Here is a 19,741-nt window from a genome sequence, read left to right as displayed (position 1 = left end):
TCGCCGCGCGATTCCAGTTCGGCCAGCAGCGCGGTGGAGTTGACGCCGATGCCGTAGGCGAGAACGACGGGTTGTGGCTCGGCTAAGCGACTAGCTACGTCGAAGCTCCGCGCGTGCCAGTTCGGCGTCCTTCAACGAGTAATAGAGCCAGATGCGTCCGTCCTCAACGATTACAGACGACGCAAAGGCAATGTCGGTCGCGGAACGATCCTCGACCGGCGGCGGCGTCAGTAGCGGCTGGATGCCGCGGCAGACGACGTGAGAACAATCGCGGTCAAACGCCACCCAGCCGATGCGCCATCGTGCGTCACGGGTGGCGCCATTATAGAACATCACTGGCATGTCAGGATCATCGGTCAGCATAGGGCCGGTCGACAGATGCCAATTGTCCCAGCTATCCTCGCGCGGACGGAAGGGCTCGGGTCCCTCTTTCCAGGGACCCGCGGCGTCTGGGCCGCACGCGAGCCCGATCACCGAGTGGTCATCCTCGGCATATTCGTAAAACATCCGCCAGCGCCCGCTAGGCGCGCAGATCACCGTCGCTTCTTTCGTGTTGCCCTTGGATTTCGATGAGGCGAGCGCGATGCCCTTCTTTTGCAGCCGATCAATAGCGGGCCCTGTCGCGTAGAGCAGCTGGCCAGTCGCCAAATCATCGAGAACGCCTGTGTAGTAAACGACGTAGCTGCCGTCAGGCATGCAAACCGGTGTTGGATCCTCGCATCCCCCGATGTCGATCGGGTCAGGACCGGGCATGATCGCCGGCCTGTCGGTCATGATGAAATGGACGCCATCCTTGCTTCGGCCGTGCCAGATGACGCCGGTGTCGGTGCACGCCGCCTGCCTCCTTGGGCGCGCCCGGATCAGTATCTCATAGCCCCCATCCTCGGCCGCCCAGACGTAGGGGCTCATATGAGCGCGCTCGGTCAGCGCTGGCGGACCCTCAAGCGTCACCCGCTCGAGCCGCTCGACATTGAAGTCTAGGATAACCGGATTGGGAATGACTTTATCGCGAGCCATCAAGCGCGTGGCAGCGCTCGACGAGGGATGATGCGCCGCATCGCCGCCGCGAACAGGCGATCGCCCGGGCGGGGGCTCACGGGTATGATCGCCTATGGTCAGCGATGCGGCGCTGGCCGGGCGCAATTGCGGCGACCCGCCCGGCCAAAGGCGGCAGTGGAAGGATGATTCGGAAGCAGGGTTGTCAGGCACGGGCGGATTCTTTGGCGGTGTCGGCACCGATGGCGGAAATCATTTGCTCCAGATGCCCGTCCAGCACGTCCAGGGCCGCGCGCCGCGCGGCAAGTTGTGCCCGCAGGCATAGCAGAAATTCGATGGCATCGCCGCCGCCGTCCAGAGCGTGACACAGCCTGGTCAGTTCATCGAGGCCGACGCCCGCCTCGAACAGGGTGCGCACAAAGCGCAGCCGCTCCAGCGCATGATCGTCATAGAGACGGTGACCGCTCTGCGTGCGGCGCGCCGGGCGCAGCAGCCCGCGCAGCACATAGTCGCGCACAATATGTACGCTCACTCCGGCATCATGGGCCAGACGGGACGCTGTGTAAGGGGCATCGGACACCTCCCTCCTCAGTCGGCAGGGCATGCGCTCCCCGGAGTTCGATCCGCGCGCTGCAAATCCGATGTCAACTGGGTTGTATGCGATCATGGCGTTGCCCGGTGTGGCGGGGTGCAACAGCTGTCGATTCAGCTCCTGGCCCACACAAAAAGCCTCCCGAACGCCGATGATGGTCAACCCCGGACGCTTGGAGGCCCAGTCTTGCGCCACATGGGTAGAAGCAAAGAAATGGACATGACAGCAGAAGGACTGACGAACGTCGTTTGTTTCCTGCGGCGGCACCAACGATACCGCGACGTCGGCGGGTTCAACAGCCTGTATATCGACGGGTGAAACGGTAAGCGAAACGGGCGCTCCGGTGGCAGCGCAACGCGATGAGACGCGGGCTGTACAGCCGAGCAGCGCCGGAAACATCAATGTATCCAACGCGCACCAAGCGTAGAGGAGGCGACCGTCGATTTCGAAACAATGCGCCGTTTCGCATAGGGTGAGGCCGTGACCGATGATGTTTCCGTCATCATCATATTCGGTACTGGCGGTTTGCGCGAGCACGGCGGCGATGCGCTCATCAGGCCAGTTGAGAATCCCGGCAAGCGTGGTTCGCGATACCGGGCGCCCCTTGGCGAGTTCCCGCAACAGCGCGACGAGGAGTTCCGCGGAATCTTGAGACCGACTGATCGACGGGAAATGCTCGATATATGTAGTGGGGCTCATGACGCTCTCTTTCATCCTGCGCAGCAGGACAGTTTTGCCACATCCTTGCCGAAGCCCTGTGCGGCGAGTTTCAGGCCCTCGACCGTGGTGAGATAGGGAAAGATCGTCTCGCCCAGCGCCTTCGTCGTCATGCCGTGTTTGATCGCGAGCACCATGGTCTGGATGCTGTCGGCTCCCTCGGGCGCGACGATTTGACCGCCCAGCAGGCGATCGGACGTTTTGTCAGCGACCAGCTTGATCAACCCCCGTGTGTCGCGAGCGGCCAGTGCCCGCGGCACCTGGTCGAGGGCGACGATCGAGGTCTTGGTCTCGAAGCCCGCTGCCTGCGCTGCACTTTCGCTCAGTCCCACGCCCGCCACCTGTGGGTCGGTAAACGTGACCCAGGGCATGACCGTATTGTCGTAGACGAGGTCGTCGCCGTTCAGCGCGTTGTGCGCGGCGAGCTTCGCGCCATAGGCCGCCATATAGACAAACTGATCGCGCCCGGTGACGTCGCCGGCCGCATAGACATCCGGTCTCGAGGTGCGCATCCGGTCGTCCACGACCACACTGCCGTTGCCGGCTTGGGCGATGCCCGCTTCGGCAAGGCCGAGGCCATCGGTATTCGGCGCCCGTCCGGTGGCCACGAGCACCTGCTCGGCGGCGATCACCTGCTGTGCGCCGTCGGTGGTGATGCTCAGCTCGACGCCGGCAGCCGTGCGCGCGATTCCGCGATAAGATAGTCCGGTCCGGACGGTAATGCCCTCGTCGCGGAGATAGCCGGTCAGCGCCTCGGAGATTTCCGGCTCGGCCTCCGGCAGCAAGCGGCGGCGGGTGATGAGCGTCACCGCCACGCCGACGCGCGCGAACATCTGCGCCAGTTCGCAGCCGATATAGCCGCCGCCGATGACGAGCAATGAGCGCGGCAGCGCGCCAAGCTGCAGGGCAGTCGTGCTGGTGAGATAAGGCACATCCTCAATGCCGGGAATGTCCGGCAGGGCCGGCGACGTGCCGGTCGCGATGATGATCTTGCCCGCTGAAATCGCGGCGCCATTCACCATCACGCCCTGCCCGTTCAGACGCGCCGCGCCTTCCAGATAGGCAACGCCGTTGTACTCGGGCAGCAGGTCAATATATTTCTTCTGCCGCAAGCTGGTGACCAGCTCGTCCTTGGCCGCGACGAGCGCGGGCCAGTTGGCCACACTTGCTTCCCCGACCAGGCCGGGAAAGCGTTGCGCGGCCCGCACACCATGCAGCGCCTCGGCCGCGCGGATCATCGTCTTCGACGGCACGCAGCCGACATTGACGCAGGTGCCGCCGATGGTGCCGTGGCCGATCAGCGCGACATTGGCGCCCTGATCGGCGGCGGTGATCGCGGCCGAGAATCCGGCCGATCCGGCGCCGATGACGGCAAGGTCGTAGCCGCCCTTACGGCTTCCTTCGGTGGTGCAGCAGTCTGACATGTTCAGCTATTTTCCTTGTTCGTTTGTGTTTCAGTCGCACAGCAATCTGCGGCGCGCTGTCGGCGCCAGAGGCCATAGCCGGTGAGCACGACAAAGAAGGCGAGCGCCGGCATGAGGACATAATCGATCCAGCCCAGCCAGGCCGACAACCCAATTGCGCCGAGCAGGACAACCAGCAAAGGCGTGGCGCAGCAGATCACAGCAATGAGCGAGCCGGCGATGCCGGTTTTCAGAAGCGTTGCGTCCTTCATGCTGCGGCCCTCATCACGCCGGGCGGGCCGGATAGCCGGCATTGCTGGACGCGGCGGCAATGGCTGCGACGGTGGCGGTCGCCGGGTCATAAATGACCGTCGCCGTTTTGGCGGCGAAGTCGACGGTGACGGACTTCACTCCGGCGACGCCTTTCATCGCCTTTGTCACTGTCACCGGGCACATGGCGCAGGTCATGTTTTCGATGCTGAACGTTGTCTTCTGGACCGCGGCGGCTTGGGCGGGGGCAGCTTGCGCGGCAAGCGGTAAAAACGTCGGCGCCGAGAGAAGGCCGGCGGCGCCCAGGGCCGCCGCGCCGATCGCGATGAGAAGGGGTCGTTTCATATGGGTTTCTCCTATGGGGTAGCGTGATCAGTAGAACAGCGGCGCCCACCAGCTGATTGTCAGGGCAAGCAGGACCAGAACCGTGGCCAGCCATAGCGCCGCCTTGGTGATGCGCGAGGATTGCGGGCGGGCGCAGTAGGAATCTTCCGCGCAGGCCGCCTTCGGCTTGAAATAGACCTGCCGGAAACCGAGTCCGATAAAGACGAGCGCTACGGCGGCGGCGTAAGGCTTGTAGGGTTCAAGGGCCGTGAGGTTGCCCATCCAGGCGCCGGAAACGCCGAGCATCAGCAGGAGAAGCGGCGCGATGCAACAGGTCGAGGCGAGGATCGCTCCGACCACGCCGCCCGCCGCGAACCATCCTGGCCGGCGATTCACCGTTGCCTTTGGCTGCTCGGGCACCTGCATTTGCACATTGGCGCGATCCATGCGACTCACCTCTCGATTGCTATTCCACTTCATGCTACGCTCTGTAGGTACTACAGACACAAGAGGTTTTTTGGACCGATGAGCGATCACGTTTTCGGGAAGGGAATGCAGCGCGCTGACTTGGCCAAGCTTACGGGCTGCAATCTGGAAACCATCCGCTATTACGAGAAAATCGGCATGATGCCGGACCCGCCGCGCACGGCCTCCGGCTACCGCATTTATGGCGAGGACCACGTATCCCGCCTGCGCTTCATCTTGCGCGGCCGCGAACTCGGCTCTTGGCTCGACGAAGTACGCGGCCTGCTTGCCCTCGTCGAGGGCGGCGCGCAGACCTGCGCAGAGGTCAAGGAGCGCACTGAGCGGCATCTGGCCGATGTGCGCGCGAAGATCGCCGATCTCAGGCGCATCGAGAAAGTGCTGACCCAGACCGCTGCGCAATGCTCCGACGATATGGTGCCAGACTGCCCGATCATCGAGGTGCTCGCATGACGCGCTGAGCGTTAGGATTTCGTGTTCTCTCGCAAACTACACCTTCTGGCGCAACAGCGGACCGTCCACAATCCAGCTAACCCGCCGATCAGGCGGGACGCTCGACACCCATCCTGCGCATTTCCCGATAGATGGTTGATCGACCGATTCCAAGTTGCCTGGCGGCTTCTGCCGGCGAAATCCGGGCTTCAACCAGTTTGATGGCGGCATCGACCTTGGTCATGTCGAGGGGCGGCCGACCAGGCCGCTTGCCCTATTGCCCGCGCGGCCGCGATGCCGTCGCGCGTGCGTTCGGAGATCAGGCGCCGCTCGAAATGGGCGACGGCCCCGCCACTGTCCGAGAAGTGTGATTCTCGGACAGTGGATTGATGCGCGGATAGGGGTAAGATATGGGTCGTGCGATGACCGAGGAAAAGGATCCGTCGCGGCGCTTGCCGGTGGTGCCCGCACAGCCTGCGCTGCCGGATATTCTCCACGCACAGATCGAGCGCGCCGCCGACTATGCCAGGGCCTCGCGCGCACCGTCGACCCGCCGCGCTTATGAGGCCGACTGGAAGATCTTCACTGCCTGGTGCGATCGCCATGGCATCGATCCGCTGCCGGCGAGCCCCGACGCCGTCGCCGTGTTCGCCAGCGCCGAGGCCGACGCCGGCACCAATCCGCGCACCATCGGCAAGCGGATCTCGGCAATCGCCTACTATCACCGCCAGGCGGGTTACGCCCCGCCCAACACCGTGCCCGGCTCCGGCCGGCTGCTCGAGGTGCTCGCCGGCATCCGCGCGACCCACGGCAAGCCCAAGGTCCGCAAGCGTGCCGCCGACGCGTCGATGCTCCGCCACATGCTCGATACGATCGAAGGCGATGGCCTGCGGGCGGTCCGCGACCGCGCGATCCTGGCGATCGGCATGTCGGCCGCGCTGCGCCGGTCCGAACTGGTGGCGTTCGATGTGCCCGATGTCGGGCTCGTCGCGAAAGGCATCGAGCTCATGATCGCCAAATCGAAGACCGACCAGACCCGCGAAGGCGTCATCGTCGCCATTCCCGAAGGCAAGCGGATCCGGCCGAAGGCGTTGCTGCTCGCCTGGATGGCCGCCGCCGGCCACGCCGAGGGGCCCCTGTTCCGGCGGCTCACCCGCGGCGACCAGCTTACCGACGATCGCATGTCCGACCGGGCGATCGCGCGCCTGGTTCAGAGCTCTGCTGCGGCGGCCGGCTACGATCCGGCATTTTATGCCGGTCATTCGCTGCGGGCGGGGTTCCTCACCGAAGCGGCCGCCAACCGGGCGAGCATCTTCAAGATGCAGGACGTCAGCCGGCACAAGTCGGTCCAGGTGCTCTCGGAATATGTGCGCAGCGCCGAGCTGTTCGACGATCATGCCGGTGCGCAATTTCTGTAGCGGCGACGATTTCTGGTCGCCCGCCGACCTAGCTGGCTCATTGGCAAATATGGCGTTGACAACATATGTCATCTAAGCCATATATGCGGTGATAGCTTGGACGGTAGACCTGCACCCCCGGTTTCGTGTCGAGCTTGACGAATTGGCGGAAGAAGTCGTCGATGAGCTGGTGGCCATGACCGAGTTGCTCAAGAAGTTTGGTCCCCAGCTGCGCCGCCCGCATTGCGACACGTTGAGCGGGTCGCGGCATGCAAACATGAAAGAGCTGCGATTTGAAGCAGCCGATGGGGTTTGGCGGGTGGCGTTTGCATTCGATCCAGACCGCCAGGCCATATTGCTGACGGGAGGGGACAAGTCAGGGGTGAAGCAGAAGCGCTTCTATCGGCAACTCATCGACAAGGCCGACGAGCGTTTCGACGAACATTTAGCAGCCCTTGCGGGCAAGTGAGGCCAACCATGGCGAATGACTATAAAACCGTTCCCATCGATGACGTTTTCAACAGCATGTCGCCGGAGCGGCAGGCACGCGTCAAGGCGCGCGCGCGCGCCCTGATCGCTGAAGAGCTGACCCTGCGCGATCTTCGCAAAGCGCGAAACCTCACGCAGAAGGCGATCGCGCGTAAGTTGAAGATGGGTCAGGACGGCGTGTCTCGTGTCGAGCAGCGCACCGACATGCACCTGTCCACCCTCCGTGGTTACATCGAAGCGATGGGCGGGCACCTCAATCTGGTCGCAGAGTTTCCCGATCGTCCGCCGGTCACTATCAAGGAGATTGGTGATCTGGAAGCGGAGCCCGAAGCGCCACGACGCCGCCGAACCAAGGCTGAAACCCACGCTTAGCAAGCCATGCCTTACGCATGCGGATGAGGGCGCTCCTGTCCGACCCGTTCGCTATCAAGCTGGGGCGCAATTCCTATGAGACGTCCTATCCGACCGTCGGCCGAGAAGCTCGAGATAGAGCGCGCTGCGGTCACCGACGACTTCCTCCAAGTCTACGCCGTGGCGCACCGGACGGAGGACGCGCTTGGGCTCGAGCTGACCCGGAGCGCCGGACATTTCATGCTGCAGGTCCTCCTCTCGGAAAAGGCCATTACCCGCGCCGTTACGGCCAACCCAGAATTCACTGTGCCGGATGGAGGGATCGTCCTGGCACGATACGACGTGGACCATGACCGGCTCACGACCTTCCCAATGACGCTGACGAGCGACAGCCGATATTTCCTCAAGCCGAAATATCGGAAAATCCGGACCATCACCTTTGAAGGCCACGGCAACATCTTCGGCGGCGACGGGAACGTCTCGCTGGAGTTTGAGGAGCTGCCGCTTGGCTGTGTGCGCCAGCCCTATGCGGGTTTCGGACTCAATCACGAATATCGCTTCATCATCCAGGCACTCGAGCGGATAGAGGGTGTCAGCGACATCACCTTGTGCGAGGATTTCGAAACCACTCAGGCCGAGGGGACGCTGCGCCTCCCCTACGACACTCTCGATCGATGGCGCCGGGCTATCCGGCGGAGCCACAACACGGCGGTCTTGTTCGGAAATCAGTCAAAGCAGACCTATCTCCGCGGCCAGGTGGAGCGAGAGCTCGGCATTGCCGGCAGCGCCGCTCAGCCTCAGGATCTCGACGCGCTCGCGACATCGCTCGCCAGCTCCCTCGCCCAAACCGGCCGCAAGCGCCCCTTGGGTGTGGCTGCAGCTGCGCTGAAGACAGTTAAGGCATCTGCTCGGGAACTCGTGGAAGCCGATCCGGTCGATCTGCTCGACCTGAGCCGAGAGATAGAGCTGATCACGCTTGAGGATCTTATCGCGCGCCTGTCGCTGCGCATCGACGAAAATCACGCCGAGGCGTTCTGGCAGAAGTTCTTCCTCGCCAATCCGTTCGTGCTGCGGCTCGCCTTTGGCCTTCCGGTGATATTGTTCAGGGATCAAGTGACGGTCGGAGGCACCAAGTTTGATGGCTCCGGCGGGAAGATTGCGGATTTCGTGATGAAAGCCGGTCTATATGGCAATCTTGGCATCATCGAAATCAAGACGCCGCAGACCGGTCTGGTTGAGGCACGAAGCTATCGCGACGAGGTGCATGCGCCCACCAGGCATTTGTCAGGCGCGGTCACGCAAGTGGCCGAACAGCGATATAAGCTCCAGATGGATATCAAACAGAAGAAAGTCGATTCCCACCAGTTCGACATCTACTCCTACGGAATTCAATGCGTTTTAATCGCGGGCCGCAATCCCGGAGACGAAGCCAAAAGGAAGTCCTTTGAACTCTTCCGCAATGGACTGAAGGACGTGATCATCATTACATTTGATGAGCTGCTCGCCAAGCTGCAGTCTTTGCTTGAGTTTCTCAAGGATGACGGTGACGCTGGCCGATGCAGTCATGCTGCAACCGACACGAGCGAATGAGGTTGTCGGCACAGAGATAATCGCGACACTGAGCGTTGGGCGAATGAGGGCGGAAATGCATGCGAATCAAACATGTGGAGATCGAGAATTTCCGGCTTCTACGGAACGTCGCGGTCGGGCTGGAGGAGCGGACCACGCTCATCGTCGGCCGCAACAATAGCGGCAAGACCTCGATCGCCGAATTGTTCCGCCGGCTGCTTTCCGACAAGAAGCTAACCTTCAGGCTCGAGGATTTTTCGCTAGGCTGCCATGAATGCTTCTGGACCGCGTTTGAGGCCTATCGCGCCGGCGCTGCCGACGTCCGCGATCACCTGCCATCGATCACCGTCACGCTTGATATCGCCTACGATGTCGACGCACCCGACCTAGGACCCCTCAGCGACTGTATCATCGATCTCAATCCCGATTGTACAGACGCGCGGCTGGTCCTCACCTTTGATCCCCGCCCGACGGCTGCCGAGGCGCTGTTCGATGGGATCGTCGCGCCCGGCGAAGATGCGGCAGCAGACCGCGTCACGCTGTTTCGCGCACTCGGTAGCCGTCTGCCCGCCGCCTATGCGACTTCGCTCGAAGCGGTCGATCCCAACGATCCGACCAACCGCAAGGCGCTCGAGCCGAAGACGCTCACCGCGCTGATCCACGGCGGCTTTATTAACGCGCAGCGTGGGCTCGACGACGACACCCACCGCGAACGCGATGTGCTCGGCAAGGTCGTCGAAGTCCTCTTTCAATCGGCTCTGGTGGATCCGCTGGATCCCGAAAAGCGCTCGACGGCTGAGCAGCTCCAGGCGGCGGTGGAGCAAATCCAGAGCGACCTTCATGCCGGATTCAACGCGAACCTGACTTCGCTGCTGCCCACTTTTGACCTGTTTGGCTATCCGGGCCTGGCCGATCCCGGGCTCGTTACCGAAACCAGCTTCGACGTCGACAAGCTCCTGAACGACCATACCAAGGTCCGTTATGTCGGCGTGAACGGCGTCACCCTGCCCGAAACCTATAACGGCCTCGGCGTGCGCAACCTGGTGTACATGCTCCTCCAGCTGCTGCGCTTCTTTCGCGAATATCAGGCAACCCCGGCGGCGGCTGGCGTCCATTTGATCTTCATCGAGGAGCCGGAGGCCCATCTGCATCCCCAGATGCAGGAGGTCTTCATCCGCCAGCTCGACCAAATCGCGAATGCTTTCGTGGCGCAGCTCAATGAAAACCGGCCCTGGCCGGTGCAGTTCGTCGTGACGACCCATTCGCCCCACATGGCGAATGAAGCCCGCTTCGAGTCGATGCGCTATTTCCTGTCGGTAGCCGACGGCGATGGTCTGCGGCGCTCGGTGGTCAAGGATCTGCGCCAGGGCATGGGGGGTGCGCCTGCGCCCGATCGAGAGTTCCTGCACCAGTATCTGACGCTCACGCGGTGCGACCTGTTCTTCGCCGACAAGGCCGTGCTGATCGAAGGAACCTCGGAGCGCCTTCTGCTCCCTGCGATGATCCGGAAGACGGATGCGGCCGCTGCCGGAGAGCCCCAGCTCGGCAGCCAGTATCTGACGCTGATGGAAGTCGGCGGCGCCTACGCGCACCGCTTCTTCGATCTCCTCACCTTCCTCGAATTGCGGACGCTGATCATCACCGACATCGACGCCGTGAAGCCTAGCGAGAACGGCAAACGCAAGGCAGTCCCCGTGGCCGAAGGAGAGTTCACCAGCAACGGCTGCATCAAGGCTTGGTTCGGGAACGCCGTGTCCCCGCCCGAATTGCTGGCCAAGGCGCCGGTTGACAAAACGGCCGGTAGCCGCCGACTCGCCTACCAAATACCTGAGGCGGACGGCGGGCCGTGCGCGCGCAGCTTCGAGGACGCCTTCATTCTCGCCAATCCCGATCGCTTCGACCTCGGCGAGGGCGATCCGGCAATGCTCGCTTATGAACATGCCGCCGATCAGAAGAAATCGACCTTCGCGCTCGCCCATGCGATCGAGCACACCGACTGGAATGTGCCCCGATACATTGCCGAGGGTTTGCGCTGGCTGGCGCAAGGCAACCCGGCACCGGCCGTGCCGCCAGTGGCCGTCGCGATCGAGATCATCGCCGATGCAGTGGGCGTCGAGGTGAATGTGGCCGAGGTTGGCGAGGATGGCTGACGGACCCGAGAGTCCCGCCGATGCCGCCGGCCGCGTCGCGCTGGAGCGCATGTTCGCCTGCCTCGACGAGGGCCGGAGCTTTCGCCTGGAAGCGGGCGCCGGCGCGGGCAAGACCTATTCGCTCGAGAAGGCGCTGCGCCGGCTGATCGACCGGCGTGGCGTCGAGCTTTTGCGCCGGCGTCAGCAGGTAGGCTGCATTACATATACGAATGTCGCCAAGGACGAGATCAATTCTCGCATCCAAGCGCATCCCGCGGTTCGCCCAGAAACGGTGCATGGCTTCTGCTGGTCGGTTCTGCAGGATTTCCAGACGACGCTGCGTCAGCTGGTGCCCGACCTTCCCGATTGGCCCGAGCGCCTCGAACCCGTCGGCGGCATTGGCACGCGGCGTGTCCACTACGAGCTGGGATATCCCAGTGTCAGCGACGAGCAGGTCACGCTTCGGCACGAGGACGTGCTGGCGCTGATGATTCAAGCCTTGGCGTTGCCGAAGTTTCGCAAGGTGCTGACCGCGCGCTATCCTATCCTGCTGATCGACGAATATCAGGATACCGACGCCCCCTTTGTCGATGCGCTCAAGGGCTGGTTCCTCGATCTCGGGGAAGGTCCCTTGATCGGGCTGTTCGGCGATCATTGGCAGAAGATCTATGGCGAGGGTTGTGGGTTGGTCGAGCACGCCGCATTGGAGGTCATCGACAAGAACGCCAACTTTCGCTCGGTCGATCCGATCGTCCAAATGCTGAATCGCATGCGCCCTGCCCTTCCGCAGATGGTGGGCGATCCTGACGCGCCGGGGGAAGCGCGCGTCTTCCATACCAATGGCTGGCCGGGCGTCCGGCGCACGGGCCAGGGCGGCGGTCATTGGACCGGCGACACCAGCCCCGAAGCAGCCCGGGCCTATTTCCAGCACATAAAGACGCGGCTTGCCGATGAAGGCTGGGACTTTGCGATCGAGAAGACCAAAATCCTCATGCTCAGCCACAGCGTGCTGGCACGCGAGCAAGGCTATGCCAGCATCCCGCCCATCTACGGCCAGTTCAATGATCCCTGGCTGAAGAAGGATGATCCGCATATCAAATTCCTGACCGATCAGCTTGAGCCCGCCAGCGCGGCCTTTGCGAGCCAGCGTTTTGGCGAAATGTTCGAATGTTTCGGGGCAGGCATGCCGCGCATTCGACGGCATCAGGACAAGGTTGCGTGGGCGGAGGCGATGCAGGCGCTGATCGCGCTTCGCCTGTCCGCCTCGATCGGCGAGGTGATCGACTTCATCGCCGCGCAACCGCACATGCGGCTCCCCGAGGCGGTCGAGGACCGTGAGCGCAGGTTGGCGGACGTGGGGCCGGAGCCCGTAGAGGGAGAGTCCCGCCGCGTTACCCAGCTGCGCAAGCTGCGCGCCGTTCCTTACACGGAGCTTATCGCCCTCGACCGCTTCATCGATGGGCACACGCCGTTTGCGACCAAGCATGGCGTGAAAGGCGCCGAGTTCGAGAATGTGCTCGTGATTGTCGGTCGCGGCTGGAACAAGTATAATTTCGCGCAGATGCTCGAGTGGATCGATGCCGGTCCGCCTGCCGACAAGGCGGCCCTCTTCGAGAGCAACCGTAACCTCTTCTATGTCGCCTGCTCACGCCCCAAGGTTCGCCTTGCGCTTCTCTTCACGCAGATCCTGAGCGCCAACGCCATGGCGAAGCTGACGGCCTGGTTCGGCGCGGCGAATATCATCGCGCTGCCTGCCGCGCCCGAGATGCCGCAGGGATGAGGGTGGCTTGCCATGACAGTCCCGCCGCCGCCGTGTGGCAGCGTCGCAAGGGCCTTCGGCCTCCAGTTTATCAATCGTGGGTTTTGTTCACCGAGGATGAACTTTATACGCCTCCCCTAAACCCGATCTTGCCGCCAGTTTACAAATGTGCCAAAAAGTTCAGCGTGAATGAACGAAGACGACCCTCTCTAAACCGGCTTCTGTCCCAGCTCGATCCCGGTCAGCTGGTGGATAGCGCCTGGCTCCAGGATCAAGGCGTCTCGCGCCCCTCGATCCACGCCTATGTCCAGAACGGCTGGCTCGAGCGCGTTGCGCCGCGTGTCTATCGCCGTCCCACCGGCTCGGAGTCTTCCGCCCAACGCTGGGATGCTGCGATCCTATCCGCGCTGGAGCTGCGCCCATCGACCTTCTATGTCGGCGGGCTCACCGCGCTCGATCTCCTGGGGCGAAGCCATTATCTGCGCCTCGGCGGACATCCGGCAATCTATCTGTACGATCCCGATCGCACCGCGCCGGCCTGGTTGATGAAACTGCCGCTCGATGCGACCTTGTTGCTGCGTACCCGCTCGCTCTTTGCCGACACTCTTCTGGGACTGGAATGGCGACGCTTCGAACTTGGCACCGGGCGCCTCGGTGCGGCGGTCGCTGAGCCGACCAAGACGAACCCTTGGGACCATTTCCTCCGCGTTGCCGGCGAAGAACGTGCGGCGATCGAGATGCTCGACGAGGTTCCTGGCAAGGTCGGCTTCGACCATGCCGAGGAAATCTTCCAGGGCCTGTCCAATCTGCGGCCGCGGCTCGTCACCCGCCTGCTCGAAACATGCCGCAGCGTGCGGGCGAAGCGGCTCTTCTTTTTCTATGCCGACCGCCATGCGCATGCGTGGGTCAAGCATGTCGATCGCACGCATGTCGATCTCGGCAAGGGTAAACGGCAGCTGGCGCCGGGTGGGCGGCTCGACGCCCGCTACCAGATCACCATACCCGCCTCGCTCCCCGCCAGCGTCGACCAGGCGAGCGATGACGGCTGAGCGCTATCTGGACCAGGTTGCGCTTTTGCTGCGCACGATCCCGGAAATCGCCTCCGAACCTGATTTCGCCCTGAAAGGCGGAACGGCGATCAATCTGTTCGTGCGCGACCTGCCACGCCTCTCGGTCGATATTGATCTCGTTTACTTGCCCGTTGCGGAGCGGGAGGCGTCGCTCAATGCCGTCCGCGACGACCTGGAGCGGATCGCACAACGCCTCGAAGCACGGCTCGGCTTCAAGGTCGAGCGGCATCTCCTTGTCGACGGGAAGCGCCTGCTGGTGCATTCGGGCAGCACCGCCATCAAGGTGGAGGTCTCGCCCGTGCTGCGCGGCACGGTCTTCCCGCCCGAGATGCGATCGGTCAGTCCGAGCGTGGAGGAGCGCTTTGGCTTTGCCGAGATGCAGGTTGTGTCACTGCCCGATCTCTACGCCGGCAAGATGGCGGCAGCGCTTGACCGCCAGCATCCGCGCGACCTGTTCGATATTCACCATCTGCTCGCGCAGGAGGGGATCGATGACGACCTGTTTCGCGCATTTCTGATCTATCTCGTCAGCCATCCGCGGCCGGCGCATGAGCTCCTCTGTCCGCATCGCCTCGACATCGCGCCTCAATATAATGACGAGTTCGCGGGAATGACGGTCAAGGTCGAAGCGCTCGACACGTTGCTCGCCGCCCGCGAGACCCTTATCGGCATGGTCCGGCAACGCGCCGGGACCGCGGACAGCCGCCGCTTCCTGACCAGCTTTCTCATGCTCGATCCCGACTGGTCCGCGATCGGCCTCAGCGACCAGATGGCCGAGCTGCCCGCAGTGCGCTGGAAATTGCTCAATTTGCAGCGGCTGCGGGACCAGAATGCCGAGAAGTTCGGCGCGCAGGTGGACTTGCTGGAGCGCTGTCTCGATCACCCGATGGGAATAGGCGACATGCACCGACAAGGGGAGGCCTCTGCGCCATGATGTTCAAGTTCCTCCACGCCGCCGATCTACATCTCGACAGCCCGCTGCTCGGCCTGGCCACCAAATCGGCCGATTACGCCGCGCGGGTCGATCGTGCGTCACGCGATGCTTTCGAGAGGCTGATCGCTCTGGCAATCGAGGAGAGCTGCAGCTTCGTGGTGCTCGCGGGCGACATCTTCGACGGCGATCTGCGCAATTTCGAGACCGGCCTGTTTTTCATGGACCAGATACGGCGTCTCGAGGAGGCCAGCATCCAGGCTTTCCTCATCCTCGGCAATCATGATGCCGAAAATCGCTTTGCCGCCAAGCTTTCCCTTTCGACCAATGTCCATGTATTCAACAGCAAGCATGCCGAGGCGATCGCGATCGAAGCGTTGCAGGTCACGGTCCATGGGCGGAGCTTCCCGCAACGCGACGTGACCGAGAACATCGCCCGCGACTATCCCGCCGCGGTCGCCGGCCATTTCAATATCGGCGTGCTCCACACCGCGTGCCAGGGCAGCGAGAGCTACCATGCGCCTTATGCGCCATGCACCATCGAGCAGCTCGCCAATCATGGTTATGACTATTGGGCGCTGGGTCATGTCCATGCGCGCGCGGTGCTGCACACCGATCCGCACATCGTCTATCCGGGCAATCTCCAGGGACGAAGCCCGAGGGAAACCGGGCCGAAGGGGGTGACGCTCATCGCCGTCAACGACGGCCGGATCAGCGAGGTCACGCATCACGACCTCGACGTCGTGCGCTGGGCGTCGCTGTCGGTCGACGCAACGGGGGTTGACACTCGCACCGAGCTGCTCGATCGCAGCCGCGAGACGATTGAGCAGGCCTGCGCCGAGGCGGGTGACCGCGCGCTGGCCGTCCGTTTGCGCCTCATCGGCGAGACATCCCAGCACCATCGCCTACTAATCGATCCGCAGTCACTGCGCGACGATGTCGCCGCGCTGCTGGCGACGCTGGCCAGCGACATCTGGCTGGAGAAGCTGGTGATGGCGACGGCAGCACCGGCACAGCCAAGCACGCTTGATCCGACTGTATCCGGTCGGCTCGCGGCCGAGATCGGCGCGCTGGGGGCCGACGAAATGAACGACTTGATCGAAGCTCGGCTGGCCGAGGTTCGCGCCAAGATGCCGGCGGGGGCGCATGCCGAGGCTTTCTTCGAATCCCTGCGCAGCGATGCGCCGGCGCGCGCCCGCGCCTTGGCGCTGTCCCTGATCGGCGAGACGGAGGCCGGCGATGCGGCTCGCTGAGCTGACCCTCGAGCGGTACGGCGCCTTTGCCGAGCGCAGCCTCGCCATCCCTGCGACCGCGGGCCTCACGATCATCTACGGACCGAATGAAGCCGGCAAGAGCACCTGTCTTGTCGCACTGAGCGACTTTCTCTTCGGAATTCCGGAACGCACGCCGCATGCCACCCTGTTCGGCTATGACGGAATGCGCGTGAGCGCGACGCTGGTCGATGCGAGCGGGACCGCTATGACATTGCGCAGGCGGCGCGGACGCGGCCGCACGCTGACGGACGGAGCCGGGGCGCCGGTTGAGGATTCTGTTCTCACGCGCCTGCTCGGCGCCACGACCCGCGAGCGGTTCGCCACGCTGTTCGGCCTCAATCATGAGACGCTGCGTTCCGGCGGATCACGCCTTCTCGCCGCCGATGGCGATATCGGCCGTTTGATCGTCGAGGCAGGTGGCGGTCTTCGCTCACTCATGGCACGCTTGGACGCTCTCGACGAAGAAGCGGACAAGCTTTTCGCGTCGCGTCGCTCCGCCGACCGGATTTTCTACAAGGCGCTCGATGCGTTCGACGCTGCCGACCGCGACGTGAAGCAGCGCACTGTCACGCGCGAAGCCTATGAGCAGAGCCGCAAGGCTGCCGACGCCGCGAAGGGCAAGCTTGCGGAGGCCCGGGCCGAGAAGCAAAGTGTGAGCGCTGAAATCTCTGCCCTTGAGCGCCTGGTCCGGGCCATCCCCCATATGCTCGAGCTCGATCGGCTGGCGACATCGCTAAGCGATTATGCCGATCTTGCTGCGCTTCCGACGGACTTCGACCGGCAGGTGGACGAAGCCCTGCAGCGGCGCGATGCAGCGACCACCGCTCTCTCGGACGGACAAGCAAAGCGGGACCGGCTCGTGCAGCGGCTCGACGCGCTCGCTGTGTCGGAGGCGTTTATCGAGGCGGAGGCGCAGGTTCGCGATCTTACCGAGCAAGCGATTCACGTCCGCAAGGCGCGCGGAGATCGTCCCAATCGGCTCAGCGATATCGAGGCTGCCGAAGCCGGGCTCGCGACGCTGCGCCGCATGTTGCACCTGCCTGCCGATGCCGATCTCGCTTCGCGCTTGCCCGGCCAGAACGCGCTCGACCGGGTGCAGCAACTGGCCACCGACGCGATCGAGCGGGCCGGCGCCATTGCAGCCGCCCGCGAGCGGACGGCTGATCTCGCCGACCGGCTCGCCACTTTGCAGCATCGCCTCGATGCTGCCATCGCGGCGGGCCACGACAAGCCGGCTGCGTTCAGTGCGTCGCAATTTTCCGGCCTGGCCGCGCAGGCGGCCTCGGTGGGAGCAGCACGACGGCAAGCCGACCAGTCCCTGTCGGCGGCAACCAGCGCCATCACGGCGCTTGGCGTCGCTACACCGGAGGCTCTTGCCGCTTATGTCTGTCCCTCCGCCGACACGATCCGCGCCGAACAGTCTGCATGCGCCGAACTCGAGACAGCGATGGCGAACCAGATTGAAAAAAGGGTGGAGGCGGAGAAGAAGGCGAAGGCCGCGAGCGAGACGATCGCACAGCTCGAGGCTGCCGGTCCGGTTGCGTCAGACGAAGCATTGGCCGATGCCCGCCAAGCCCGTGCTAGCGCCTGGTCGCCGCTGCGGGATGCGTATCTCGATGCCGACGTTCCTGCGGATGTCACGGTGCGGCGGGCAGGCATCGATGCCTATGAGGGCCAGGTTCTGGGTGCCGATGATCTCGCGGACCGGCGTGCGGCCGAGGCGCAACGCGCCGCGAACCTTGCAGTAGCCCGTCAGCAGCTCGCTACCAGCACGAGCGAGATCGCGGGATGCGGCACGCTGATTGGCGACCTTCGCGCACGGCTTGAGCAGCGTTCGGCAGCGTTTGCGCAAGCCTTTCCCGATGCGACGACGCGCTTCCCGCAACTTGCAGGCCTGCTCGATTTTGTCGAACGGCGCGCGAAGGCGCTCGACTCGATCGCAGCCGCCCGCGGGCTCTCGGACGACGCCGACCGCCAGACAACTGAGCTTGAGCCGCTGCATAGCCTGTTCGACAGCGCGCAGAATGTGATGAAGGTCTCGCGCGTCGAAGGCCAGGCGTTTGCGGTCGAGGTGCAAACGCTGTGCGCCGCCCTCGGCCAGCATGAGACTGGTCATGCCGATTTTCGACGCGATCTGCGCGACAGCGAGACGCTGCGGCCGACCGCCAAGCGGGCCGACGAGGATCTCGCCGATATGCTCGCCGCGCAACAGAGTTGGCAGCAGCAGTGGAGTGCCGCCCTGGCCGGCCTGGGCCTTGATGCCGATCTTGCGCCAGAGCGCGCTGGCGCTCTGGTCAGTGAATGGTCAGGTGCCCGGGCGACCCTCGGCACGATCGCACAGACCCGCACACGCCTAGCGCGGATGGACGAAGATGAAGACACGCTGAAGGCTGCAGTTGCCGCGCTGGGCACGACGCTTGGCCTTTCGTTGCCTGACGACCCGCTGGCGGCGACCGACCAGATAGCGGCGCGATGGCAGGAGCAGGACGCGACGCGCCTTCAGCGTGTCGCGCTCGCCCCCGATGTCGAGGACGCCAAAGCCGACTGCGTGGCGCTCGAGTCAGGCGGGCAAGAAGCACATGCGGCGGTGGCAGCGCTCGCCGTCAGCGCAAGCGTTGCGAATGAAGACGAAGCGCTACTTGGCATTGCCAGCCGCTGCGCGGTCCGCGCTCGGCTTCTGCAGGAGACCATGCAAGTCGAGCGCTCGATCGCCGATGTCAGCGATGGCCTCACCGTATCCGAGTTGCGAGAGCAGGCGGCCGGACGCGATCTCGACACCCTGCGGGGCGCCCTCGCCGTCGCCCGCGAGCGATCCGACCAGCTGGAGACAGACGTCGAGGTGGCAATCCTTGCGCAGAAATCGGCGCAGGATGCACTTGATCATTATGCGACCGAGTCAGGAATCAATCAGGCGCTTGCCGAGCGCGAGAGCGCGGCCGCAAGGATGCAGGCGGCCGTCGAGCGCTATGTCGAGCTTTCCGTAGCCCGCGCCTTAATCACCGAAGCGATCGACCGGATCCGGAGCGAGCAGCAGGATCCGCTCGTCAGCCGCGCCGGCGAACTCTTCGCGTTCACGACGCATGGCGAATTCGCCGGGATCGATACCGACATCGACGAGAAGGGCCTGCCCGTCGTGGTTGGACGGCGCCAGTCGGGGGCCACGGTCGGGGTCTCCACAATGAGCGACGGCACGCGCGACCAGCTCTTCCTTGCTTTCCGCTTGGCCAGCCTTGAAAATTATGCCGCGTCGACCGAGCCGCTGCCCTTTGTGGCCGACGACATTCTGGTGCATTTCGACGATGAGCGTAGCGCCGCCACGCTCGATCTGCTGGCCCGCTTCGCCGAAACCAATCAGGTCCTGCTCTTCACGCATCACAAAAGCGTCCGCGATGATGCGCGACGACTTGAGGCGCAAGGAACGGCAACCATCGTAGAGATCGAGCGACTTTGAGGTTGCCGTGATCCGGTCGGGCAGTCGAGCAATGGCTCTGATAGCCCATTCAATCCGATTTCAGCCGATGAATTGTTGCGGTGCTGCGTCCGTAGACTTGGAGA

At 63.6% G+C, this 19,741-nt stretch carries 17 protein-coding genes and 2 pseudogenes; 11 read left to right on the top strand and 8 right to left on the bottom strand.

Annotated elements, in window-relative coordinates; translation table 11 throughout:
* Positions 1-90 precede the first annotated feature (90 nt).
* The 7 genes and pseudogenes from OVY48_RS06090 to OVY48_RS06060 form a co-directional block, all read right to left on the bottom strand.
* On the bottom strand, positions 91-1,209 hold the full coding sequence (locus OVY48_RS06090) for a glycosidase (RefSeq protein ID WP_313922123.1): 1,119 nt from the start codon (positions 1,207-1,209) through the stop codon (positions 91-93).
* A complete protein-coding gene (merD, locus tag OVY48_RS06085) occupies positions 1,202-1,600 on the bottom strand; it encodes a mercuric resistance transcriptional repressor MerD (protein ID WP_313922232.1) in 399 nt (132 codons plus the stop codon). The genes OVY48_RS06090 and merD overlap by 8 nt, the downstream gene beginning before the upstream one ends.
* A gap of 135 nt (positions 1,601-1,735) precedes the next feature.
* Positions 1,736-2,287: pseudogene (gene merB / locus OVY48_RS06080) on the bottom strand (organomercurial lyase MerB); the annotation flags it as partial.
* A gap of 11 nt (positions 2,288-2,298) precedes the next feature.
* Positions 2,299-3,729, bottom strand: coding sequence for a mercury(II) reductase (gene merA / locus OVY48_RS06075; RefSeq protein WP_313922121.1), 1,431 nt, complete (start codon positions 3,727-3,729; stop codon positions 2,299-2,301).
* Positions 3,730-3,731: 2 nt separating this feature from the next.
* On the bottom strand, positions 3,732-3,980 hold the full coding sequence (merF, locus tag OVY48_RS06070) for a mercury resistance system transport protein MerF (protein WP_313922120.1): 249 nt from the start codon (positions 3,978-3,980) through the stop codon (positions 3,732-3,734).
* Positions 3,981-3,993: 13 nt separating this feature from the next.
* Entirely contained in the window at positions 3,994-4,323 is a 330-nt protein-coding gene (locus OVY48_RS06065) for a heavy metal-associated domain-containing protein (RefSeq protein WP_313922119.1), read from the bottom strand.
* Positions 4,324-4,350: 27 nt separating this feature from the next.
* On the bottom strand, positions 4,351-4,749 hold the full coding sequence (locus OVY48_RS06060; RefSeq protein ID WP_313922118.1) for a mercuric transporter MerT family protein: 399 nt from the start codon (positions 4,747-4,749) through the stop codon (positions 4,351-4,353).
* Between the two features lie 78 nt (positions 4,750-4,827).
* Between OVY48_RS06060 and OVY48_RS06055 the strand changes: the two genes are divergently transcribed.
* Positions 4,828-5,238, top strand: a complete 411-nt coding sequence (locus OVY48_RS06055) for a helix-turn-helix domain-containing protein (protein ID WP_313922117.1) — start codon at positions 4,828-4,830, stop codon at positions 5,236-5,238.
* An 88-nt stretch (positions 5,239-5,326) separates the two neighbouring features.
* On the opposite strand, the pseudogene OVY48_RS06050 reads toward OVY48_RS06055, so the two are convergent.
* Positions 5,327-5,567 (bottom strand): annotated as a pseudogene (locus tag OVY48_RS06050) (helix-turn-helix domain-containing protein); the annotation flags it as partial.
* A 72-nt stretch (positions 5,568-5,639) separates the two neighbouring features.
* Here OVY48_RS06050 and OVY48_RS06045 point away from each other — a divergent pair.
* From OVY48_RS06045 to OVY48_RS06000, 10 genes are all read left to right on the top strand, one after another.
* Positions 5,640-6,635, top strand: coding sequence for a tyrosine-type recombinase/integrase (locus OVY48_RS06045; protein WP_313922116.1), 996 nt, complete (start codon positions 5,640-5,642; stop codon positions 6,633-6,635).
* 88 nt (positions 6,636-6,723) lie between these two features.
* Entirely contained in the window at positions 6,724-7,083 is a 360-nt protein-coding gene (locus tag OVY48_RS06040) for a type II toxin-antitoxin system RelE/ParE family toxin (RefSeq protein ID WP_313922115.1), read from the top strand.
* A gap of 8 nt (positions 7,084-7,091) precedes the next feature.
* Positions 7,092-7,475 (top strand): helix-turn-helix domain-containing protein, encoded by a 384-nt coding sequence (locus tag OVY48_RS06035; RefSeq protein WP_313922114.1) that lies wholly within the window; start codon positions 7,092-7,094, stop codon positions 7,473-7,475.
* A gap of 75 nt (positions 7,476-7,550) precedes the next feature.
* On the top strand, positions 7,551-9,044 hold the full coding sequence (locus OVY48_RS06030; RefSeq protein WP_313922113.1) for a Shedu immune nuclease family protein: 1,494 nt from the start codon (positions 7,551-7,553) through the stop codon (positions 9,042-9,044).
* Between the two features lie 59 nt (positions 9,045-9,103).
* Entirely contained in the window at positions 9,104-11,173 is a 2,070-nt protein-coding gene (locus OVY48_RS06025; RefSeq protein ID WP_313922112.1) for an ATP-dependent endonuclease, read from the top strand.
* Positions 11,166-12,932: a UvrD-helicase domain-containing protein gene (locus tag OVY48_RS06020; RefSeq protein WP_313922111.1), complete on the top strand. Its 1,767-nt coding sequence runs from the start codon at positions 11,166-11,168 to the stop codon at positions 12,930-12,932. The genes OVY48_RS06025 and OVY48_RS06020 overlap by 8 nt, the downstream gene beginning before the upstream one ends.
* Before the next feature lie 164 nt (positions 12,933-13,096).
* Positions 13,097-13,960 (top strand): type IV toxin-antitoxin system AbiEi family antitoxin domain-containing protein, encoded by an 864-nt coding sequence (locus tag OVY48_RS06015; RefSeq protein WP_313922110.1) that lies wholly within the window; start codon positions 13,097-13,099, stop codon positions 13,958-13,960.
* Positions 13,950-14,915 carry a nucleotidyl transferase AbiEii/AbiGii toxin family protein gene (locus OVY48_RS06010; protein ID WP_313922109.1) on the top strand — a complete coding sequence of 322 codons (966 nt, stop codon included), beginning with the start codon at positions 13,950-13,952 and terminating at the stop codon, positions 14,913-14,915. The genes OVY48_RS06015 and OVY48_RS06010 overlap by 11 nt, the downstream gene beginning before the upstream one ends.
* On the top strand, positions 14,912-16,165 hold the full coding sequence (locus OVY48_RS06005) for a DNA repair exonuclease (RefSeq protein ID WP_313922108.1): 1,254 nt from the start codon (positions 14,912-14,914) through the stop codon (positions 16,163-16,165). The genes OVY48_RS06010 and OVY48_RS06005 overlap by 4 nt, the downstream gene beginning before the upstream one ends.
* The gene (locus OVY48_RS06000; protein WP_313922106.1) at positions 16,152-19,637 is read left to right on the top strand and encodes an AAA family ATPase; all 3,486 of its coding nucleotides are present in this window, start codon (positions 16,152-16,154) and stop codon (positions 19,635-19,637) included. The genes OVY48_RS06005 and OVY48_RS06000 overlap by 14 nt, the downstream gene beginning before the upstream one ends.
* Positions 19,638-19,741 lie beyond the last annotated feature (104 nt).

This window comes from Sphingobium sp. SA2, from assembly GCF_032227065.1.
Lineage (GTDB): Bacteria > Pseudomonadota > Alphaproteobacteria > Sphingomonadales > Sphingomonadaceae > Sphingobium.
Note: the sequence above shows the minus strand (reverse complement) of the source record. Positions and strands in the feature narration are given on the sequence as shown.

Coding starts and splice junctions, on each gene's coding strand:
- OVY48_RS06005 (WP_313922108.1), top strand. CDS start 14,912: ATGATGTTCAAGTTCCTCCACGCCGCCGATCTACATCTCGACAGCCCG.
- OVY48_RS06010 (WP_313922109.1), top strand. CDS start 13,950: ATGACGGCTGAGCGCTATCTGGACCAGGTTGCGCTTTTGCTGCGCACG.
- OVY48_RS06020 (WP_313922111.1), top strand. CDS start 11,166: ATGGCTGACGGACCCGAGAGTCCCGCCGATGCCGCCGGCCGCGTCGCG.
- OVY48_RS06025 (WP_313922112.1), top strand. CDS start 9,104: ATGCGAATCAAACATGTGGAGATCGAGAATTTCCGGCTTCTACGGAAC.
- OVY48_RS06065 (WP_313922119.1), bottom strand. CDS start 4,323: ATGAAACGACCCCTTCTCATCGCGATCGGCGCGGCGGCCCTGGGCGCC.
- OVY48_RS06045 (WP_313922116.1), top strand. CDS start 5,640: ATGACCGAGGAAAAGGATCCGTCGCGGCGCTTGCCGGTGGTGCCCGCA.
- OVY48_RS06000 (WP_313922106.1), top strand. CDS start 16,152: ATGCGGCTCGCTGAGCTGACCCTCGAGCGGTACGGCGCCTTTGCCGAG.
- merF (WP_313922120.1), bottom strand. CDS start 3,980: ATGAAGGACGCAACGCTTCTGAAAACCGGCATCGCCGGCTCGCTCATT.
- OVY48_RS06060 (WP_313922118.1), bottom strand. CDS start 4,749: ATGGATCGCGCCAATGTGCAAATGCAGGTGCCCGAGCAGCCAAAGGCA.
- merD (WP_313922232.1), bottom strand. CDS start 1,600: ATGCCCTGCCGACTGAGGAGGGAGGTGTCCGATGCCCCTTACACAGCG.
- OVY48_RS06030 (WP_313922113.1), top strand. CDS start 7,551: ATGAGACGTCCTATCCGACCGTCGGCCGAGAAGCTCGAGATAGAGCGC.
- OVY48_RS06035 (WP_313922114.1), top strand. CDS start 7,092: ATGGCGAATGACTATAAAACCGTTCCCATCGATGACGTTTTCAACAGC.
- merA (WP_313922121.1), bottom strand. CDS start 3,729: ATGTCAGACTGCTGCACCACCGAAGGAAGCCGTAAGGGCGGCTACGAC.
- OVY48_RS06055 (WP_313922117.1), top strand. CDS start 4,828: ATGAGCGATCACGTTTTCGGGAAGGGAATGCAGCGCGCTGACTTGGCC.